We start from the raw sequence: 17,215 nt of genomic DNA on the forward strand, positions 1-17,215 counted from the left end.
ACGGTCGTTTCGACGCAGGCTCGACCGCCGCGGATCGGAAGGCCGGCGGGCGGCCTCAACCGGTCCGGACCGTGTCGAGGAAGCGGCCCACTTCCACGTCGAGCTGTTGAGCCTGCCCCAGCAGCCCGGACGCCGCCTCGAGCACCTGTGCGGCGGCGCTCCCAGCCCCCTCCGCCGAGCGGGCCACGGCCGTGATGTTGTTGGTGACGGCTCCGGTCCCGAGTGCCGCCTGCCCGACGTTCCGGACGATCTCCTGGGTCGCCGAACCCTGCTCCTCGACCGCCGCGGCAATCCCGCTCGACACTGCACTGATCTCGTTGATGCGGCTGACGACCCGCGTGATCGCGTCGGAGGCGTCCCCGGTCCAGGACTGGATCTCGCCGACCTGTCGGGCGACCTCCTCGGTCGCCTTGGCGGTCTGCTCGGCCAGTTCCTTGACCTCGCTCGCGACCACCGCGAAGCCGCGACCCGCCGCGCCGGCGCGGGCCGCCTCGATCGTGGCGTTGAGGGCCAGCAGGTTGGTCTGGCCGGCGATGCCCGAGATGAGGCCGACCACGTCGCCGATCCGCGTCGCGCTCTCCCGCAGGCTGCGCATCAGGTCCGCGGATCGTCCGGCCTCCGCGACGGCCGTGTCGGCGAAGTCGGCCGCCGTCTGCACCTGACGGCCGATCTCGTGAATGGTCGTGCCGAGTTCCTCGGCGGCGGCAGCCACCGTGCTGACATTCGTGGCCGCCTGCTCGGCCGCCGCCGCGACCGTCGTCGACTGGTCGGCCGTCTCGGCCGCAGCGAAGCTCATGCGCGCGGCCGTGGATTCGAGTTCGCTCGCCGCCGACGAGACGGCCCGCACCACACCGCCGACCGCCGCCTGGAAGCCGTCGGCCATCTCGACCATCGCGGCCTTGCGTTGCGCATCGAGGGCGGCACGGGCCTGCGCAGCCTCGGCTTCGAGGGTCGCGGCTCGGACGAGGCCGTCGCGGAAGACTCGGACCGCATCGGCCATGGCGCCGATCTCGTCACCGCGGCCGACTCCGGGCACTTCGGTCCGGAGATCGTTCGCCGCCATCCGGGTCATCGCGGCCGTGATGGCGCGGACCGGCTTGGCGATGCCGATCTGCAGGAGCGCCAGACCGATCAGCCCGATGCCGGCCATCAGGCCGAGGCCGATCAGGCTCGCTGAACGCGTCGCCGCGATGGCCGTCGCCGCGGCCTGAGCCCGGCCGTTCATCAGCGCGCGCTCCGTGTCGGCGATCTCGGCCGTCTTGGCGCGGATCTCGTCCATGATCGCCTTGCCGACGCCCGAGATCATGATCCGGCGCGCCTCTTCCCGCGTCGCGGCATCGCGCATCAGGGCGATCTCGCGATCCGCGAACGCGCTGCCCCAGCGATCAGCCAGCGACTTCAGGTCCGTCAAGCGTGCCTGCTGCGCGGGGTTGTCCGCCACCAGCCGCCGCATCTCCGACCAGGCCGCCGCGAAGGCCTCACGTCCGGCCGTCTCGGGCTCGAGGAAGCGCGGCTCCGCGGCGATCAGGTAGCCGCGCAGGCCGGTCTCCCGATTCACCATCGCGAGGCTCATCCGCTCGACCTGTTCCAGCACCGCCTGCGTATGCTCGATCCGGTCCTGAGCTTCCCGGATGTCACCGATGTTCCGCAAGGTTATGCCGGCCACGACCAATGTAACGATGAGCATCGCGCCCATGACAAGAGCGATCTTGATGCTGATCCTGTAGTCAGACATACGAAATGACATGTCTCGGGCTCTCCCCGCGGTGAGTGAGTCGCCGCCTCATCAACCGCGCTCTGCCCGTAGACGCTTCATCGTCGCTTATGAAGAAAAATTTTTATTAACTCGAAGTCAGACCAAAATACATATACGCAAACTCCCTTCCTTCCACCGAACATCAGGCCGATAATCTGCCAGATCCGACAATCTTTGACAGATCTAGACAGAAAATTGTCTTGATATCAATTATTCGTACACGGCCCGAAGGGCCCATCACTGATACGTCTGCTGAAGGTCGACCGTGCAATCCCGGCCGATCCGCTCGTAGTTCTCGGCGAGCCAGGCCTGCGCGGCGGCGCGGCCCTTGTCGCGCAGGCGCTTGAACACGGTCCAGCGCGCGTCGAGCTTGGAGGCGGCGTTATAGTCTTCGAGGGCGTCGGTGCCGTCGATCCGGTGCACGAGGACCCGGCGGTACTGGCCCTGGCCGAGGGTGCCCTCCTCGATCAGCCCGTCCAGGAAGTCGATCGCCCGCAATTCGCGCATCAGATTCGCGTTGAACGTGATCTCGTTGAGCCGGTCGCGGATCTCGGCCTCCGTGCGCGGGGTCTCGCGCCGCTCCACGGGGTTGATCTGCACGAGCAGGATGTCGCGGGTCTGGGCGCCGCGGTGCAGGGGGTAGAGCGGCGGGTTGCCGAGGTAGCCGCCGTCCCAGTAGGGCACGCCGTCGATCTCCACCGCCTGGAAGACCGTGGGTAGGCAGGCCGAGGCCATCAGGTGGTCGACGGTCAGGCGCTCGCGCTCGAACACCGCGAGCTTGCCGGTCCAGACGTTGGTCGCCGAGACGAACAGGCCCGCCGTGTCGGCCTCGCGGAGGCGGTCGAAATCGACCTGCTCGGCGAGCGCCTTGCGCAGCGGATTGATGTTGAGCGGGTTCGACACGTAGGGGCTCGGCGCCAGCATCTTGGCCCAGAACTCGGCCACCGGGTTGCCTTTCCACAGGCTGAACAGGCCGCTCACGAGGTTGCGCTGGGCCGGCCCCAGGTCGCCGTCGAGGCTGACCTCGCGCCAGAACCGCTCCAGACCCTCGCGGGCCCCGTCCGGGCCGCCCTTCAGCCAGCCATCCACCAGAACGACGGCGTTCATCGCCCCGGCGCTCGCCCCCGTCACCGCCTCGAAGCCGAGGCGGCCGTCCTCGATGAGCGCGTCGAGCACGCCCCAGGTGAAGGCGCCGTGCGCGCCGCCGCCCTGGAGAGCGAGCGCCACCGGCTTCTCGAACTTGGGCCCGGCGAGCGCGGGGCCCGGCGCCTGCGCCGGCTGCGCCTCGATCGCGTCGGTGACGGGCGATTCGGGAACGGCGGTGGCGGGGTTGTGCGGCTCGGCGCCACCGAATTGCTCGCTCATGTCGGCCTCCTGATCCACCACACAGATGGGATGCTGCGATGCAGCATCAACCGTGCGGCGGGATCGCGGCGGGGTGCCCGCCCCGCGCCGGCACCTGTCCCGGCCTGAGCGAATCGGCAACAGAGTCCGACGAAAACCGGCCGGCGACGGCGGCGGGTGCCTCCGGGACGTGCAGGAAACTCGACATCCGCGCCCGGATACGACATGACAGCCGCGATGCTGTCCTGCGCGATGCTGCCCCGCGCGGCGCCGGGTTGACGCGGCGCCGGGTCGTCCGCAGCTAACCCGCGGCAGCCCCGAAGTTCCGGCGAGGCGTGTCCCCGGGACCGGCCCGGCAGCCGTCACGGCTCCGGCACCCGCGAGGCGCGCCCGCGAAAGTCCACGATGGAAGTCATGGAAGCCACCCGTTCCGAGAACCCCGCCGACAACCCGCTGGCCGGCGGCGGACCGGAGATCGCCGGCCCCGCCCCGCGCCACCGCACCGTCGGCGTCACGGTCGGTGAGGGCGAGGGCGCGGTCACCGTCGGCGGCGGCGCCCCGATCGTCGTCCAGTCGATGACCAACACCGACACGGCCGACATCGACGCCACCGTGGCGCAGGTCGCCCAGCTCGCCCGGGTCGGCTCGGAGCTCGTGCGCATCACGGTCGACCGCGACGAGGCGGCGGCCGCGGTGCCGAAGATCCGCGAGCGCCTCGACCGGATCGGCGTCCACGTGCCGCTGGTGGGCGACTTTCACTACATCGGCCACAAGCTGCTCGCCGACCATCCGGCCTGCGCGGAGGCGCTGGCCAAGTACCGGATCAACCCCGGCAACGTCGGCTTCAAGGACAAGAAGGACACGCAGTTCTCGGCGATCATCGAGCAGGCGATCAAGCACAACAAGACCGTGCGGATCGGCGCCAACTGGGGCTCGCTGGACGGCGAGCTGCTCACTCACCTGATGGACGAGAACGCCAAGGCGCCGCGGCCGATCGACGCCCGGGCGGTGATGCGCGAGGCGATGGTCCGCTCGGCGATCAGCTCGGCCGACCGCGCCGTGGAGCTCGGCCTGCCGCAGAACAAGATCATCCTCTCGGCCAAGGTCTCGGCGGTGCAGGACCTGATCGCCGTCTACCGCGAGGTGGCGCGCCGCTCGGACTACGCCATCCATCTCGGCCTCACCGAGGCCGGCATGGGCTCGAAGGGTCTCGTGGCCGCCTCGGCCGCCATCGGCGTGCTGCTCCAGGAGGGGATCGGCGACACGATCCGGTACTCGCTGACCCCCGAGCCCGGCGGCGACCGGACCGTCGAGGTCAAGGCCAGCCAGGAACTCCTGCAGACCATGGGGTTCCGCACCTTCGTGCCGATGGTGGCGGCCTGCCCGGGTTGCGGCCGCACGACCTCGACCACGTTCCAGGAACTCGCCCGCGACATCCAGAACTGGATCGTCACCTCCATGCCGGAGTGGAAGAAGACCTATCCGGGCGTCGAGGGGCTGAACGTGGCCGTGATGGGCTGCATCGTGAACGGCCCGGGCGAATCGAAGCACGCCGATATCGGCATCTCGCTGCCCGGCACCGGCGAGACCCCGACCGCGCCGGTCTTCATCGACGGCAAGAAGGCGATGACGCTCCGCGGCCCGACGCTGGCCAAGGACTTCGAGACGATCGTGATCGACTACATCGAGCGCCGATTCGGCCAGGGCGGGAACCGCACCGCCGCCGAGTGACGGGCGGGCCGACGCGCAGGTCCCGCGAGACGGAGACCGCGTCGCCTCCCGCCGTCGCTCCGGGGCGCCGCGTGTCCGGTTAACGTTGGCGGCGTGGCCCGCCGTGCCGAGACCCAGCTCCGCGTTCTTCGCGGGTGCACACGGTTTCCGGGCGCACGAGGGCATGATAGCAAGGCCGCACGATCCCGCGAGCGGTCGGCCCGGTGGCCGGCCCGCACGGTTCGGCGGAGTCTTCGCGTTTTCTGCCCGGCCCCGACTGGCCCCTGAGCCGAACCGCGAAGCGCCGGCCACGCCCGAGCTTCCGACATCCGCATGAGCCAAACCTTCGCACCCGGCGTAGCCCCCCAGCCCGCGCCCGCAGCCCCCGACGCCGCGCGCGCGGCCGCCCAGGCCGCCGACGAGACCGGCGCCCCGGCGCCGACGCACGGGCCGGCCACCGCCGGCAGCCTCGACGCCCCCGAGAAGGCCGAGACCCAGCACGGCCATGCCGGGTTCTGGACGCTGCTGGTCGGCTCCGTCGGCGTCGTCTACGGCGATATCGGCACCAGCCCGCTCTACGCGTTCCGCGAGGCCCTGGTCCCGGCCCGGACCGACGGCATCCTGCTGCCCGAGGAGGTGATCGGCACCGTGTCGCTGATCCTCTGGGCCCTCTTCATGATCGTGACGGTCAAGTACGTCGCGATCCTGCTGCGCATGGACAACAACGGCGAGGGCGGCATCCTCTCGCTGATGGCGCTGGCCCGGAAGGCGCTCGGCGGCTCGCGCATCGTGTTCATGCTGGGGCTCCTCGGCGCCTCGCTGTTCTACGGCGACGCGGTGATCACGCCGGCGATCTCGGTCCTCTCGGCGGTGGAGGGCCTGAAGCTCGTCACGCCCGCCCTCGACGAGTACGTCCTGCCGATCACCGTGGTGATCATCGTCGCGCTGTTCCTCGTGCAGAACCGCGGGACCGGGAAGGTGGCGGCCTTCTTCGGGCCGGTGACCGTCGTGTGGTTCCTCGCCATGGCGCTCGCGGCGCTGCCGCACATCACCCTGCACCCGGAGGTGTTCCGCGCTCTCAATCCCTGGCACGCCGTGCACTACCTGCTCGGCCACGGCAGCGGCGCGCTGATCGCCCTGGGGGCGGTGTTCCTGGCGGTGACCGGGGCCGAGGCCCTGTTCGCCGATCTCGGCCATTTCGGCCGCAAGCCGATCCAGGTGGCCTGGATCTGCCTCGTCTTCCCGGCGCTCGCCCTCAACTATCTCGGGCAGGCGGCCCTGGTGCTGGAGAAGCCAGACACGGCCGATCCGTTCTTCCAGCTCGTGCCCGCCTGGGGACTGCTGCCGATGGTGGTGCTCGCCACGATCGCCACCGTGGTGGCGAGCCAGGCGGTGATCACCGGCGCCTTCTCGCTGTCCCGGCAGGCGATCCAGCTCGGCCTGCTGCCGCGGCTGGAGATCCGCCACACCTCCGAGTCGCATGCCGGCCAGATCTACCTGCCGCAGATCAACGCCCTCCTGATGTTCGGCGTGGTGCTGCTCGCCGTGCTGTTCAAGACCTCGTCGTCGCTCGCCTCGGCCTACGGCATCGCGGTGACCGGCACGATGCTGCTCACCGCCTCGCTGACCTTCCTAGTGATGTGGCGCATGTGGAAGTGGTCGCCCGTGGCGGCTGCGGCCGTGATGCTGCCCTTCATCGTCCTCGAGTTCCTGTTCCTGCTCTCCAACCTGATCAAGGTCGTGGAGGGCGGCTACGTACCCCTGCTGCTCGCGGGCGGCCTCATCATCCTGATGTGGACCTGGGTGCGCGGGGTGACGATCCTGTTCAACAAGACCCGCAAGACCGACGTGCCGCTGGTCGAGCTGGTCGGCATGCTGGAGAAGAGCCCGCCCCACCACGTGCGCGGCACTGCGGTGTTCCTGACGAGCGATCCCGAGATCGCCCCGGCGGCGCTCCTGCACAACCTCAAGCACAACAAGGTGCTACACGAGAAGAACGTGATCCTCACCGTCGAGACGGTGGACACGCCGCGCTCGAACGAGGCCGACAAGGTGCGGATCGAGCCGGTGGGCCCGCATTTCTACAAGGTCGTGATGAAGTTCGGCTACATGGAGACGCCGAACATCCCGAAGACGCTGGTGCTGCTGCGCCGCCAGGGCTTCAAGTTCGACATCATGGCGACGTCGTTCTTCCTGTCGCGCCGCTCGATCCGGCCGGCGGCGCATTCGGGCATGCCGCTCTGGCAGGACCGGATCTTCATCACCCTCGCCAAGAACGCCAACGACGCGACGGACTTCTTCCAGATCCCGACCGGGCGCGTGGTGGAGGTCGGGACGCAGGTGACGGTCTGAGGGCCGCGCCGCCATGGTCATCGGCGCGCGCGTCCTGATGATCCGGGCTCCGGACGGCGATGTCCCTGTCCCGGTCCGGCTCCGCGCGCCGGAATACGCGGACGGGAACTGGATCTGTCGCTACACGATCGGTTGGCCCGAGCAGCCGCGAGACAAGTTTCGGAGCCGGCGCGGACGCGCTGCAGGCGCTCCATCTGGCGATGCAGAAGATCGGTCTCGATCTGTACGTCAGCGCGGCCAATAAGGCCGGCGTCCTGATATGGGAGAAGCCCGGTGACGGGTACGGCTTCCCTATCCCGAAGAACGGCCGCGATCTTCTGGTCGGCGCCGACACGACTTTCGAGGGCTGAGCTGCCGGCCCGACGGAGCTCGACAGCGGGCGCCTGTCATCGCGCGCAGCGAAGCGTCCCAACCCGAGGTGCAGCGCTGGGGCGCCAAGCGGAGCGATGTGCGTCGCTCCGCCCGCGGCCACGGCGCGCGGCGAACCGGACCGCCTGACCGAATCGACCCGCCCGCGTCCCCGTGTCGATGGTCACCCATGTGCGCCGCCGCACGCGGCATGCCTCGGGCGCAGAGGCTCGGGGATGACCGGCCGCGTCCCCGCGTTGCGCCCACCCCGCCGCGTGCCTTAGAATATTTATTATTCTGAGCTTGAGCGTTCGCCCCGCGGCCTGTCCGCACCGGGGAACGTGAGCCGGCTAAGCCGGCCGAGGCCCCCGGCCCGGCTCGGACCCGACTGATCGCCGCTCCGGCGCCGCCAGACAGGACGCAACGATGATCAAACTCACCGTGAACGGGGCTGCGCGCAGCTTCGACGGCGACCCCGACATGCCGCTGCTGTGGTACCTGCGGGACGAGCTCGGGCTCACCGGCACCAAGTTCGGCTGCGGCGTGTCGCTCTGCGGGGCCTGCACCATCCATCTCGGCGGCGCGGCGACCCGCGCCTGCATCACGCCGGTCTCGGCGGCCGCCGGCCAGGAGGTCGTGACCATCGAGGGTCTGTCGCCGGACGGCAACCATCCCGTGCAGGTGGCGTGGCGCGACCAGAACGTCGCCCAGTGCGGCTTCTGCCAGTGCGGCCAGATCATGCAGGCGGCCGCCCTCCTCAAGGACACGCCGAAGCCCACCGACGACGACATCGACACCACGATGAGCGGCAACATCTGCCGCTGCGGCACCTACCCGCGCATCCGCGCCGCGATCCATCAGGCCGCCGGCCAGACGGCGCCCGCCAGCAAGGGAGAGCGCCTGTGATCCACGACGCCAAGCTCACCGCTGAGCGCGCCGCCGGCACCACGCCGGCCCTCGACAACGTCAGCCGCCGCGGCATCCTCGGCGGCGCCGGCGCCCTGGTTCTGGCCCTCTCGCTGCGCCCGGCCCGGGCCGACGAGACCCAGACCAAGGAGCAGAAGGAGCAGAAGTTCGGCGCCGACGGCATGCCGCACGGCTGGCGCGACGACCCGAAGGTCTTCGTCGCCATCGCGCCGGACGGCACCGTCACGGTGACCAATCACCGCTCCGACATGGGCCAGGGCATCCGCACCTCTGTGGCCTTCACGGTCGCCGACGAGCTGGAGGCCGACTGGGCGAAGGTGAAGGTCGTCCAGGCCTGGGGCGACGAGACCCGCTTCGGCAACCAGGACACGGATGGTTCGCGCTCGACCCGCCACTTCTTCCAGCACTTCCGCCACGCCGGCGCCGCCGCGCGGCTGATGCTGATCCAGGCGGCGGCCAAGCAGTGGGGCGTGCCGGCCTCCGAGGTGACGGCCGTCAACCACACGCTGACCCACGCCAAGTCGGGCCGCACCCTCGGCTACGGCGCGGTCGCCAAGGCCGCCGCCGAGCTGCCGGTGCCCACCGACGTCAAGCTGAAGGATCCCAAGGACTTCCGCTACATCGGCACCGGCAAGATCGGTCTGATCGACAATTTCGACATCACCACCGGCAAGGCGGTCTACGGCCTCGACACCAAGCTCGACGGGATGCTGTACGCGGTCGTCGCTCGCCCGGCCGTCTACGGCGGCACGGTGAAGTCCTTCGACGACAGCGAGGCCAAGAAGGTCCCGGGCGTCGTGAAGATCTTCAAGATCGACGCCACCCCGATCCCCTCGGAGTTCATGCCGCTCGGCGGCGTCGCCGTGGTGGCCAAGAACACCTGGGCAGCCCTGAAGGCCCGGGACGCGCTCAAGATCACCTGGGACGACGGCCCGAACGCCGGCTACGATACCGACGCGTTCCGCAAGGAGCTGGAGGCCGCCGCGCGCAAGCCCGGCAAGGTCGTGCGCACGCAGGGCGACGTCGACGGCGCCATGGCCAAGGCCAAGACCAAGGTCCAGGCCGAGTACTTCGTGCCGCACCTCGCCCAGGCCCCCATGGAGCCCCCGGCGGCGGTAGCCCGGGTGAAGGATGGGTTCTGCGAGGCCTGGGCCTGCGTCCAGGGTCCGCAGGCCGCCAACGACCGCCTGATGAAGGCGCTCAAGCTGCCCGACGACAAGGTCAAGGTGAACGTCACGCTGCTCGGCGGCGGGTTCGGGCGCAAGTCGAAGCCCGATTACGTGGTCGAGGCGGCGCTCTGCTCGCAGGCCGTCGACGGCGCGCCGGTGAAGCTCGCCTGGACCCGTGAGGACGACCTCCACCACGGCTTCTACCACACGATCTCGGTGGAGCGGCTGGAGGCCGGCCTCGACGACAAGGGCATGCCGGTGGCGTGGCTGCACCGCTCGGTGGCGCCGACGATCGGCTCGATCTTCGCGCCCGACCCGAAGCACGAGCTGCCGTTCGAGCTCGGGATGGGGTTGGTCAACACGCCGCTCGACATCCCGAACATGCGGCTGGAGAACCCCGAGGCCGCCGCGCATGCCCGCATCGGCTGGTTCCGCTCGGTGTCGAACATCCCGCACGCCTTCGCGATCCAGTCCTTCGTGTCAGAGCTGGCGCACGCCGCCGGCCGCGAGCCGAAGGAGTACCTGCTCGCGCTCATCGGACCGGATCGCAAGATCAGCCCGACCGAGATCGGCGACGTCTGGAACTACGGCGAGGACCCGAAGCGCTACCCGATCGAGACCGGCCGCCTGCGCGGCGTGATCGAGGCGGCCGCCAAGGGCGCGGGCTGGGGTCGCCAGATGCCGAAGGGCACCGGCCTCGGCATCGCCGGCCACTACAGCTTCGTCACCTACACGGCGGTGGCGGCCGAGGTGGAGGTCGACGACAAGGGCCAGGTCCAGGTGAAGGCGATCGACATCGCGGTCGATTGCGGCCCGCAGGTGAACCCGGAGCGCATCCGCTCGCAGATGGAGGGCGCCGTGGTCATGGGGATGGGGCTCGCCCTCACCTCCGAGATCACCTTCAAGCAGGGCCGGGCGGTCCAGAACAACTTCGACGGCTACGAGGTCCTCCGGATCGACGCCGCCCCGAAGGCGGTCCGCGTGCACTTGGTGCCGACCGGCCGCTGGGACGGTCCGCTCGGCGGCGTCGGCGAGCCCGGCGTGCCGCCGGTGGCGCCGGCCATCGCCAACGCGATCTTCGCGGCCACCGGCCGGCGGGTCCGGCAATTGCCGATCCGCGATCAGCTGAGCGCCTGAACCGTCACCCGTCGCGAGGCGTTGGGGCCGTGGGGAAACCCGCGGCCCCATTCTCTTGGAAAGTACTCGACCCGATGATGCGTCCCGCCCTGACGGCCTGCCTGACCCTGATCCTGACGGCGGCCCCCGCCCTCGCCTCGCCCTGCGGCGACCGGATCGAGGGCGTCTCCAAGCGGGTCCAGTCCGAGCTGACCCAGTCGATCTCCGCCTCGACCAGCGGCCAGGGTAACGCCGCCAAGCGCGGCGGCGAGGGTGTCACCGGGACGGAGGGCCAGCGGGCAAACGAGTCGCCGCAGGCGCCGCCGGAGAAGTCGGCCCAGGCCGGCCAGGGCGCGGACGCCGCCCAGCAGGCGAAGGTCGCCCTGGAAGAGGCGCGCACGGCGGATCAGAAGGGCGACGCGCAGGCGTGCGAGGCGGCGCTCACCCGCGCTGAGCAGCAGCTGAAGAAGGCACCCTGAGGGGCTGAAACGCTTCCCGGTTATCCGTTTCTGCCCCACCGGCTTTGCGAGGGGAGCGAAGCAACCCAGGGTCACGCCAAGCCTTCCGAGGTCGCGCTGCCCTGCGTCGCTTCGCTCATGATGACGGAGCGCGTAATACCCCAGCCTCCGTCAGGTCCGAGCCGGCCCGTCACGGTTGGCTCAGGGCCGGCCGCGAGCGCAATTCGATCCGCGTGACGTACGTCCGGGGAGAGCCCCGTCACCGCCCCAGCGCGCTGATCTCGATCACGAATTTCCGCCGCAGCGCCCTGGAGAAATCGCTGTAGCCGGCAGCCGCCAGCAGGAAGGCGCCCGGGCCTCCGATGACGTGCGCGCGGTACCACTGCTCCAGGCCCGTGCGCTCCTGCGGCAGCGGCGTCGGGAGCAGGCCGTAGCCGGGCGCCCGGTAGGCCCCGGCCCCGACCACGTCGTTCTCGCCCGGCACCAGGATCGGCAGGCCGTTGATCGTCGCGCCGGTGTCGAGCAGTGACCGGTGCGCCTCCGCGAGACTGGCGGCGTCGGTGCAGTTGTCGATCCCGTCGCCGGAGACGTCGACCACCACGCGCTCGGCCGGGACCGGGAGCGCCGGGAGCACGGCGGCGGTCACGGTGCGGAACATCTGGCCGAGGCAGGTGAACTCGCCCGCCTGGCGCGGCGTCGCCCGCACCAGGGCCGCGGCCGCCGCGGCGTCGGCCTGGCCGGCGATCCGCCGCCAGCCGACCGCGAGGGTCGCCCGGTCGGCCCAGGTCACCATCGCGAACAGGATCCCGCCCGGGTTGCCGGTGATCGCGCCGAGGACCGACGGGTCCTCCAGGGCCTCGGCGATGCCCTCCATCTGCAGCCGGAAGCGCGCCTCGTCGACGGATTGCGACACGTCCACGGAGACGACCAGCGCGGTGGCGACGCTCTCGGGCGCGGCCTGAACGGGCTCGGGTGTGGCGGGCGCGAGCCCGAGGAGCAGCAGGACGGCGCCCCGCAGGACGCCGCGGCGGATCCGTCGCGAACCCGTCCGCATCATCGACCTCGGCGCTACCGGAAGGCGCGGCCCTGCGGCCGTCGCGCATCCGTTAGGCCACGTTTCGGCGTCGCGCGAAACCGGCCTTTCGGGGGGCCCGCCGCGCGGACCCACCCGTCGGACCGACGCGCCGCGGGGCAGGCCCGGATGCGCGTCGGCAGGGTGTGGTTCGGGCGCGAAGCCCGGCCCCGGTGAGGAAGGTTCGCTCCGGCGGCGGTGGCCCGCTCATCTCGGAGGTTGCCCGTCCTCCGGCCCCGTCCCTGGGCCGGCCGCGGGGTCGTCGAGGGCGGCCTCGGCCGCCCCGGAAGCTGCCTCAGGCCGCCGCGGCGGCGAGGGCGTGCGGGTTGCCGTTCAGGCCGGCGCAGAGATCGTCGATCTCTGCGAGGTCCAACGCCTCGCCGGCCCGGCCGGCGATGGTGTCGATCAGGTGATCCTGACGGGGGTCGAACGGATGACCCTGCATCCGGTAGAACTGGTAATAGCGCAGTGCCGCCAGGACGGTGTCACGCTCGCGGTCGGTTACGGTGAAGTGCTGCATGGGTAGTTGCTTCCCCTTGTGGCTTCAACGAACGCTCGGGTAGGCCGCGACGCCGATCCCGAGCTTGACTGTTGTAACCCGTGGGCAACTGCCCGACCAGTTCTTGACAGCTCGCGCCGATGTGATTCGCGTCATTTAAGATTTTGATCCTGGCCCGGTCCGGCAGATCACGGGCCGAGAAACCCCGTTCGCACAACAGGTTGGCGAGCCCGACGGCGAACGCCGCGTGGTGGGCCCCGTCTGCGGCCGGTCCCGAATCCCCGCCGTCGGCCGGTCGCCCCGCTAGAGGCCGAGTTCGTCGAGGTAGCACGGCAGCGCGACGCTCGCCGGCCCGTAGCGGGTCGCGTCGAAGGCGTCGGCGTTGTCGGACGGCTCCAGGTTGACCTCGCAGGTCGGGATGCCGAGGGCCTGGGCCTGCCGCACGTAGCCGGCCGCCGGGTAGACGGCCCCCGACGTGCCCACGGCCACGAACAGGTCGGCCTCGGAGAGCGCCGCCTCGATCGCGTCGCGGTGCATCGGCATCTCGCCGAACCAGACCACGTCCGGCCGCATCCGGCCCGGAGTGCTGCAGGTGGGGCAGCTGTCCGCCCGGCTCAGATCGGCGCGCCACGGGGTGACCGCGCCGCAGGCGCAGCAGCGCGCCTTGAGCAGCTCGCCGTGCATGTGGGTGACCGCCCGCGAGCCGGCCCGCTCGTGCAGGTCGTCGACGTTCTGGGTGCACAGGAACAGCCGCCCGCCCCGGTCGGCGATCCGCGCCTCGGCCCGCGCCAGAGCGAAGTGCGCGGCGTTCGGCTCGGCCGCGACCACGCCGCGGCGGCGATGGTCGTAGAAGTCGAGCACCGTGTCGGGATCGGCCGCGTAGGCCTCCGGTGTGGCGAGCTTCATCGGGTCGAACCGCGCCCAGATCCCGCCGCGGTCGCGGAACGTGCCGAGCCCGCTCTCGGCCGAGACGCCGGCCCCGGTCAGCACGAAGATCGTCTTGGGATGGTCGCTCACGCGCGGCTCCTGTTCGCCTGAGAATGGCCGGATATGTCCGCTGGTTGGCGGTGCGGTTTCTTTCCCGCTGCGTCCCACCGGTGAATGCTGCGGCTCGCTTCACTGAGCGGGAGACACGAAATGTCCGATGTTGCGCTGCTGGTCATCGATGTCCAGGAATCCTTCCGGCACAGGCCCTTCTGGAACGACGCCGATGTCCCGCCCTTCACCGCGCGCCTGCAGGCGCTCATCGACGGCGCCGCCGCGCGGCGGATCCCGGTCCTGCAGGTGTTCCACGTGGCCGAGAGCGGCCCGTTCGCCATCGCCTCCGGCCACGTCCGTACCCTCGCGCCGGTCGTGATCGCGCCGACGGCCACCTTCCACAAGCGCCGGCACAGCGCCCTGGTCGATAGCGGCCTGTCGGGCTGGCTGACGCAGCACGGCATCCGCCGGCTGATCGTGTCGGGCATCCGGACCGAGCAGTGCTGCGAGACCACGGCCCGCCACGCCTCCGACAGCGGCTGGCAGGTCGACTACGTGACCGAGGCCACCCTGACCTTCGCCATGACCCACCCGGACGGCCGCCGCTTCGGCGCGGACGAGATCAAGGCCCGCACCGAGCTGGTGCTGACCGACCGGTTCGCCCGGATCGCCACCGTGGACCAGGCGCTGGCCGGCCCGGACCTGCCGGTCGCCGCGTGAGCGGGGCGGCGCGGCACATCCCGGTCCTCGTGGTCCTGCCGCCGCGCGCGCTGCTGCTCGACCTCGCCGGCCCGCTGGAGGTGCTGCGGATCGCCGGCACCGTCCAGGACCGGATCGGCTTCGCGGTGGCGTACGCGGCACCGCGGGCGCTCACCCGCTGCTCGATCGGGCTCGACCTGGGCGGTGCCGGACCGCTGCCGGAGACGGTGGCGGACGGGACGGTCGTGCTCCTGCCGGGCTCCGCGACGCAGGTGCTCGGCGACGCGCCGGACCCGGCGGCCGACGCCGACGCGGAGGCCGAGATCGTCGCGTGGCTGCGCGGCGTCATCCGGCCGGGCCACACCGTGGCGACCGTCTGCGAGGGCGCGCTGCTCGCGGCGCGGGCCGGGCTCCTCGACGGCTACGCCTGCACCACCCACCATGCCAGCTGCGACCGGCTGAGGGCGGCGGCCCCCGAGGCCCGAGTCGTGGACAACCGCCTGTTCGTGCAGGACCGCGACCGGTTCAGCAGCGCCGGCGTCACGGCCGGCATCGACCTGATGCTGCACCTCGTGGCGGAGTGGGCGGGCCCGGCGACGGCGGTCGCCGTCGCGCGGACGCTCGTCGTGTACATGCGGCGCGGGCCCGACGATCCCCAGCTCTCGCCCTGGCTCGAGGGGCGCAGCCATCTGCACCCGGCGGTCCACCGGGCCCAGGACGCGATCGCCGCCGACCCGGCCCGGGACTGGTCGCCGGCGCTGCTCGGCCAGGTCGCGGGCGCGAGCCCGCGCAACCTCGCGCGGCTGTTCCGGCTCCACGCCGGCATGACCGTGACGGACGCGGTCAACCGGTCCCGCGTCGCGCTAGCCCGGGAGCTGATCGCGCAGAGCGACCTCGGCCTGGAGCAGGTCGCCGAGCGCGCCGGCTTCGGCTCCGCCCGGCACATGCGCCGCGTCTGGCGGCAGTTCCACGCAGCGGCGCCATCGCGCCTGCGTGCCGGACCCGCGGACGGGGCGTCCGCGCCGGTCCGCCCGAGGCACCCCGCGAGACACCTGTCCTTGCGAGCGGAGCGAAGCAATCCAGGGTAGCGCTCCGCTTTCCGGCGTCGCGCGCCCCTGGGTCACGTCGCTGCGCTCGTGATGACGGGAGAGCGACGACGGCCGAAGATCTCGGCCGGAACCGTGGTTCCGCGTATGGCGCTGCCCGCTGGACCCGAACGGCCGCCTGTGACCTCCTGCGGTGCCGACCGCGTCCGCCCGAATCGGCGCGGACCGTGCATCGGCCCGGCGCGCCCGCTGGCGCGGAGGAGTGAGCGGCATGCCTGAATTCGACCTTGCCATCCGGGGCGGCACGGTGGTCACGGCGAGCGACACGGTCCGGGCCGATATCGGCGTGCGCGGCGGGCGGATCGTCGCGGTGGCCGAGGGTATCGCCGACGCCGCCCGGGTGATCGACGCCTCCGGCCTGCTGGTCCTGCCGGGCGGCATCGACAGCCACGTCCACATCGCCCAGGATTCTGGCCCCGGCATCGTCATGGCCGACGATTTCGCCAGCGCCACCCGGGCGGCGGCGGCCGGCGGCACCACCTGCGTGATGCCCTTCGCGCTCCAGCCCCGGGGTGCCTCGCTGCGCGGCGCCGTCGACGCCTACCGGGCCAGCGCCGAGGGCCAGTGCCACGTCGACGTGGCGATCCACATGATCATCTCGGACCCGACCGAGGCGGTGCTCGGCCAGGAGCTGCCGGCCCTGGTCGCCGACGGCTACACCTCGTTCAAGGTCTTCATGACCTACGACGACCTCGTGCTGAACGACCGCCAGCTCCTCGACGTGTTCCACGTCGCGCGGCGGCAGGGCGCCCGGGTCATGGTCCACGCCGAGGGCTACGACGCGATCCGCTACCTGAGCGAGCGGCTGGAGCGGGCGGGCGAGACCCGGCCCTACGGCCACGCCCTGTCGCGCCCGGAGATCGTCGAGCGGGAGGCGGCCCACCGGGCGATCAGCCACGCCGAGCTGATCGACCTGCCGATCGTCATCGTCCACGTCTCGGGCCGCGAGGCCACCGAGCAGATCGCCTGGGCGCAGGCGCGCGGCCTGAAGATCCGGGCCGAGACCTGCCCGCAATACCTCACCCTCACGGCCGAGGACATGAAGGGTCTCGGCCAGGAGGATCTCATGGCGGGGGCGAAGTACGTCTGCTCGCCGCCGACGCGGGACGTCGAGAGCCAGGAGGCGGTGTGGTCGGGGATCCGCCGCGGGATCTTCGACGTGGTCTCGTCCGACCATTGCCCGTTCCGCTACGACGACCCGCAGGGCAAGCTGAACCCGCGGGGGAAGACCTCCTTCCGCTGGATCCCGAACGGCATTCCCGGCATCGAGACGCGGCTGCCGGTGTTCTTCTCGGAGGGGGTCTCGAAGGGGCGGATCAGCCTCAACCAGTTCGTCGCGCTCACCGCCACGAACCACGCGAAGCTCTACGGGCTCTACCCGCGCAAAGGCTCGATCGCCCCGGGCTTCGACGCCGACCTGACCCTGTGGGACCCGAACCGGCGCGAGACCATCCGCCAAGCGAACCTGCACCACGGCTCCGACTACACGCCCTGGGAAGGCTTCGACGTCACCGGCTGGCCGGTCATGACCATCGCGGGCGGGCAGGTCATCGCCGAGGACGGCCGGGTCCTGTCCGAGCCGGGGCGCGGGCGGGTGCTCGACCGGGCCGTCGATCCGGCCGAGCGGCGGGACGCCTGACGGCCGCGCTGGCCCGCCGCTTGCCTGCAGCTCCCGGGGGAG

14 protein-coding genes and 1 pseudogene are annotated in these 17,215 nt (G+C 71.2%); 10 read left to right on the forward strand and 5 right to left on the reverse strand.

What is annotated here, in order from left to right:
• Positions 1 to 55 precede the first annotated feature (55 nt).
• Together ABIC30_RS23485 and ABIC30_RS23490 are read right to left on the reverse strand one after the other, a co-directional pair.
• Positions 56 to 1,735 (reverse strand): methyl-accepting chemotaxis protein, encoded by a 1,680-nt coding sequence (locus tag ABIC30_RS23485; protein WP_234081330.1) that lies wholly within the window; start codon positions 1,733 to 1,735, stop codon positions 56 to 58.
• A 258-nt stretch (positions 1,736 to 1,993) separates the two neighbouring features.
• Positions 1,994 to 3,121: a patatin-like phospholipase family protein gene (locus ABIC30_RS23490; RefSeq protein WP_026605031.1), complete on the reverse strand. Its 1,128-nt coding sequence runs from the start codon at positions 3,119 to 3,121 to the stop codon at positions 1,994 to 1,996.
• A 384-nt stretch (positions 3,122 to 3,505) separates the two neighbouring features.
• Between ABIC30_RS23490 and ispG the strand changes: the two genes are divergently transcribed.
• From ispG to ABIC30_RS23520, 7 genes and pseudogenes are all read left to right on the forward strand, one after another.
• Positions 3,506 to 4,831: a flavodoxin-dependent (E)-4-hydroxy-3-methylbut-2-enyl-diphosphate synthase gene (gene ispG / locus ABIC30_RS23495; protein WP_026605032.1), complete on the forward strand. Its 1,326-nt coding sequence runs from the start codon at positions 3,506 to 3,508 to the stop codon at positions 4,829 to 4,831.
• A gap of 312 nt (positions 4,832 to 5,143) precedes the next feature.
• A complete protein-coding gene (locus tag ABIC30_RS23500) occupies positions 5,144 to 7,162 on the forward strand; it encodes a potassium transporter Kup (RefSeq protein WP_056523636.1) in 2,019 nt (672 codons plus the stop codon).
• A 37-nt stretch (positions 7,163 to 7,199) separates the two neighbouring features.
• Entirely contained in the window at positions 7,200 to 7,406 is a 207-nt protein-coding gene (locus ABIC30_RS31835; protein WP_419149872.1) for a DUF6968 family protein, read from the forward strand.
• Positions 7,312 to 7,512: pseudogene (locus tag ABIC30_RS23505) on the forward strand (DUF6968 family protein); the annotation flags it as partial. The gene ABIC30_RS31835 and the pseudogene ABIC30_RS23505, both read left to right, overlap by 95 nt.
• A 424-nt stretch (positions 7,513 to 7,936) precedes the next feature.
• Complete coding sequence (locus tag ABIC30_RS23510) at positions 7,937 to 8,416, forward strand: (2Fe-2S)-binding protein (protein WP_020093844.1); 480 nt, start codon at positions 7,937 to 7,939, stop codon at positions 8,414 to 8,416.
• On the forward strand, positions 8,413 to 10,743 hold the full coding sequence (locus ABIC30_RS23515; protein WP_020093845.1) for a xanthine dehydrogenase family protein molybdopterin-binding subunit: 2,331 nt from the start codon (positions 8,413 to 8,415) through the stop codon (positions 10,741 to 10,743). The genes ABIC30_RS23510 and ABIC30_RS23515 overlap by 4 nt, the downstream gene beginning before the upstream one ends.
• A gap of 74 nt (positions 10,744 to 10,817) precedes the next feature.
• The gene (locus ABIC30_RS23520) at positions 10,818 to 11,201 is read left to right on the forward strand and encodes a hypothetical protein (RefSeq protein WP_020093846.1); all 384 of its coding nucleotides are present in this window, start codon (positions 10,818 to 10,820) and stop codon (positions 11,199 to 11,201) included.
• Positions 11,202 to 11,439: 238 nt separating this feature from the next.
• Here ABIC30_RS23520 and ABIC30_RS23525 read toward each other — a convergent pair whose 3' ends face one another.
• The 3 genes from ABIC30_RS23525 to ABIC30_RS23535 form a co-directional block, all read right to left on the reverse strand.
• Positions 11,440 to 12,234: a DUF1194 domain-containing protein gene (locus tag ABIC30_RS23525; protein WP_042672366.1), complete on the reverse strand. Its 795-nt coding sequence runs from the start codon at positions 12,232 to 12,234 to the stop codon at positions 11,440 to 11,442.
• Positions 12,235 to 12,547: 313 nt separating this feature from the next.
• The gene (locus tag ABIC30_RS23530) at positions 12,548 to 12,772 is read right to left on the reverse strand and encodes a hypothetical protein (protein ID WP_012320868.1); all 225 of its coding nucleotides are present in this window, start codon (positions 12,770 to 12,772) and stop codon (positions 12,548 to 12,550) included.
• Positions 12,773 to 13,054: 282 nt separating this feature from the next.
• The gene (locus ABIC30_RS23535; protein WP_020093848.1) at positions 13,055 to 13,768 is read right to left on the reverse strand and encodes an SIR2 family NAD-dependent protein deacylase; all 714 of its coding nucleotides are present in this window, start codon (positions 13,766 to 13,768) and stop codon (positions 13,055 to 13,057) included.
• A gap of 120 nt (positions 13,769 to 13,888) precedes the next feature.
• Here ABIC30_RS23535 and ABIC30_RS23540 point away from each other — a divergent pair, with 120 nt between their 5' ends.
• The 3 genes from ABIC30_RS23540 (at position 13,889) to hydA (ending at position 17,173) form a co-directional block, all read left to right on the forward strand.
• Positions 13,889 to 14,449, forward strand: coding sequence for an isochorismatase family protein (locus ABIC30_RS23540; RefSeq protein ID WP_020093849.1), 561 nt, complete (start codon positions 13,889 to 13,891; stop codon positions 14,447 to 14,449).
• The gene (locus ABIC30_RS23545) at positions 14,446 to 15,516 is read left to right on the forward strand and encodes a GlxA family transcriptional regulator (protein ID WP_020093850.1); all 1,071 of its coding nucleotides are present in this window, start codon (positions 14,446 to 14,448) and stop codon (positions 15,514 to 15,516) included. Before ABIC30_RS23540 ends, ABIC30_RS23545 begins: the two co-directional genes overlap by 4 nt.
• Positions 15,517 to 15,745: 229 nt before the next feature.
• Positions 15,746 to 17,173 carry a dihydropyrimidinase gene (gene hydA / locus ABIC30_RS23550; RefSeq protein WP_020093851.1) on the forward strand — a complete coding sequence of 476 codons (1,428 nt, stop codon included), beginning with the start codon at positions 15,746 to 15,748 and terminating at the stop codon, positions 17,171 to 17,173.
• Positions 17,174 to 17,215 lie beyond the last annotated feature (42 nt).

The sequence above is a fragment of the Methylobacterium sp. 1030 genome (assembly GCF_040544715.1).
In the GTDB taxonomy this organism is placed as follows: domain Bacteria; phylum Pseudomonadota; class Alphaproteobacteria; order Rhizobiales; family Beijerinckiaceae; genus Methylobacterium.

Excerpts from the sequence above, each read along its gene's own strand:
- ABIC30_RS31835 (WP_419149872.1), top strand. The coding sequence starts at position 7,200 with ATGATCCGGGCTCCGGACGGCGATGTCCCTGTCCCGGTCCGGCTCCGC.
- ABIC30_RS23485 (WP_234081330.1), bottom strand. The coding sequence starts at position 1,735 with ATGTCTGACTACAGGATCAGCATCAAGATCGCTCTTGTCATGGGCGCG.
- ABIC30_RS23525 (WP_042672366.1), bottom strand. The coding sequence starts at position 12,234 with ATGCGGACGGGTTCGCGACGGATCCGCCGCGGCGTCCTGCGGGGCGCC.
- ABIC30_RS23510 (WP_020093844.1), top strand. The coding sequence starts at position 7,937 with ATGATCAAACTCACCGTGAACGGGGCTGCGCGCAGCTTCGACGGCGAC.
- ABIC30_RS23500 (WP_056523636.1), top strand. The coding sequence starts at position 5,144 with ATGAGCCAAACCTTCGCACCCGGCGTAGCCCCCCAGCCCGCGCCCGCA.
- ABIC30_RS23530 (WP_012320868.1), bottom strand. The coding sequence starts at position 12,772 with ATGCAGCACTTCACCGTAACCGACCGCGAGCGTGACACCGTCCTGGCG.
- hydA (WP_020093851.1), top strand. The coding sequence starts at position 15,746 with ATGCCTGAATTCGACCTTGCCATCCGGGGCGGCACGGTGGTCACGGCG.
- ABIC30_RS23520 (WP_020093846.1), top strand. The coding sequence starts at position 10,818 with ATGATGCGTCCCGCCCTGACGGCCTGCCTGACCCTGATCCTGACGGCG.
- ABIC30_RS23540 (WP_020093849.1), top strand. The coding sequence starts at position 13,889 with ATGTCCGATGTTGCGCTGCTGGTCATCGATGTCCAGGAATCCTTCCGG.
- ABIC30_RS23490 (WP_026605031.1), bottom strand. The coding sequence starts at position 3,121 with ATGAGCGAGCAATTCGGTGGCGCCGAGCCGCACAACCCCGCCACCGCC.
- ispG (WP_026605032.1), top strand. The coding sequence starts at position 3,506 with ATGGAAGTCATGGAAGCCACCCGTTCCGAGAACCCCGCCGACAACCCG.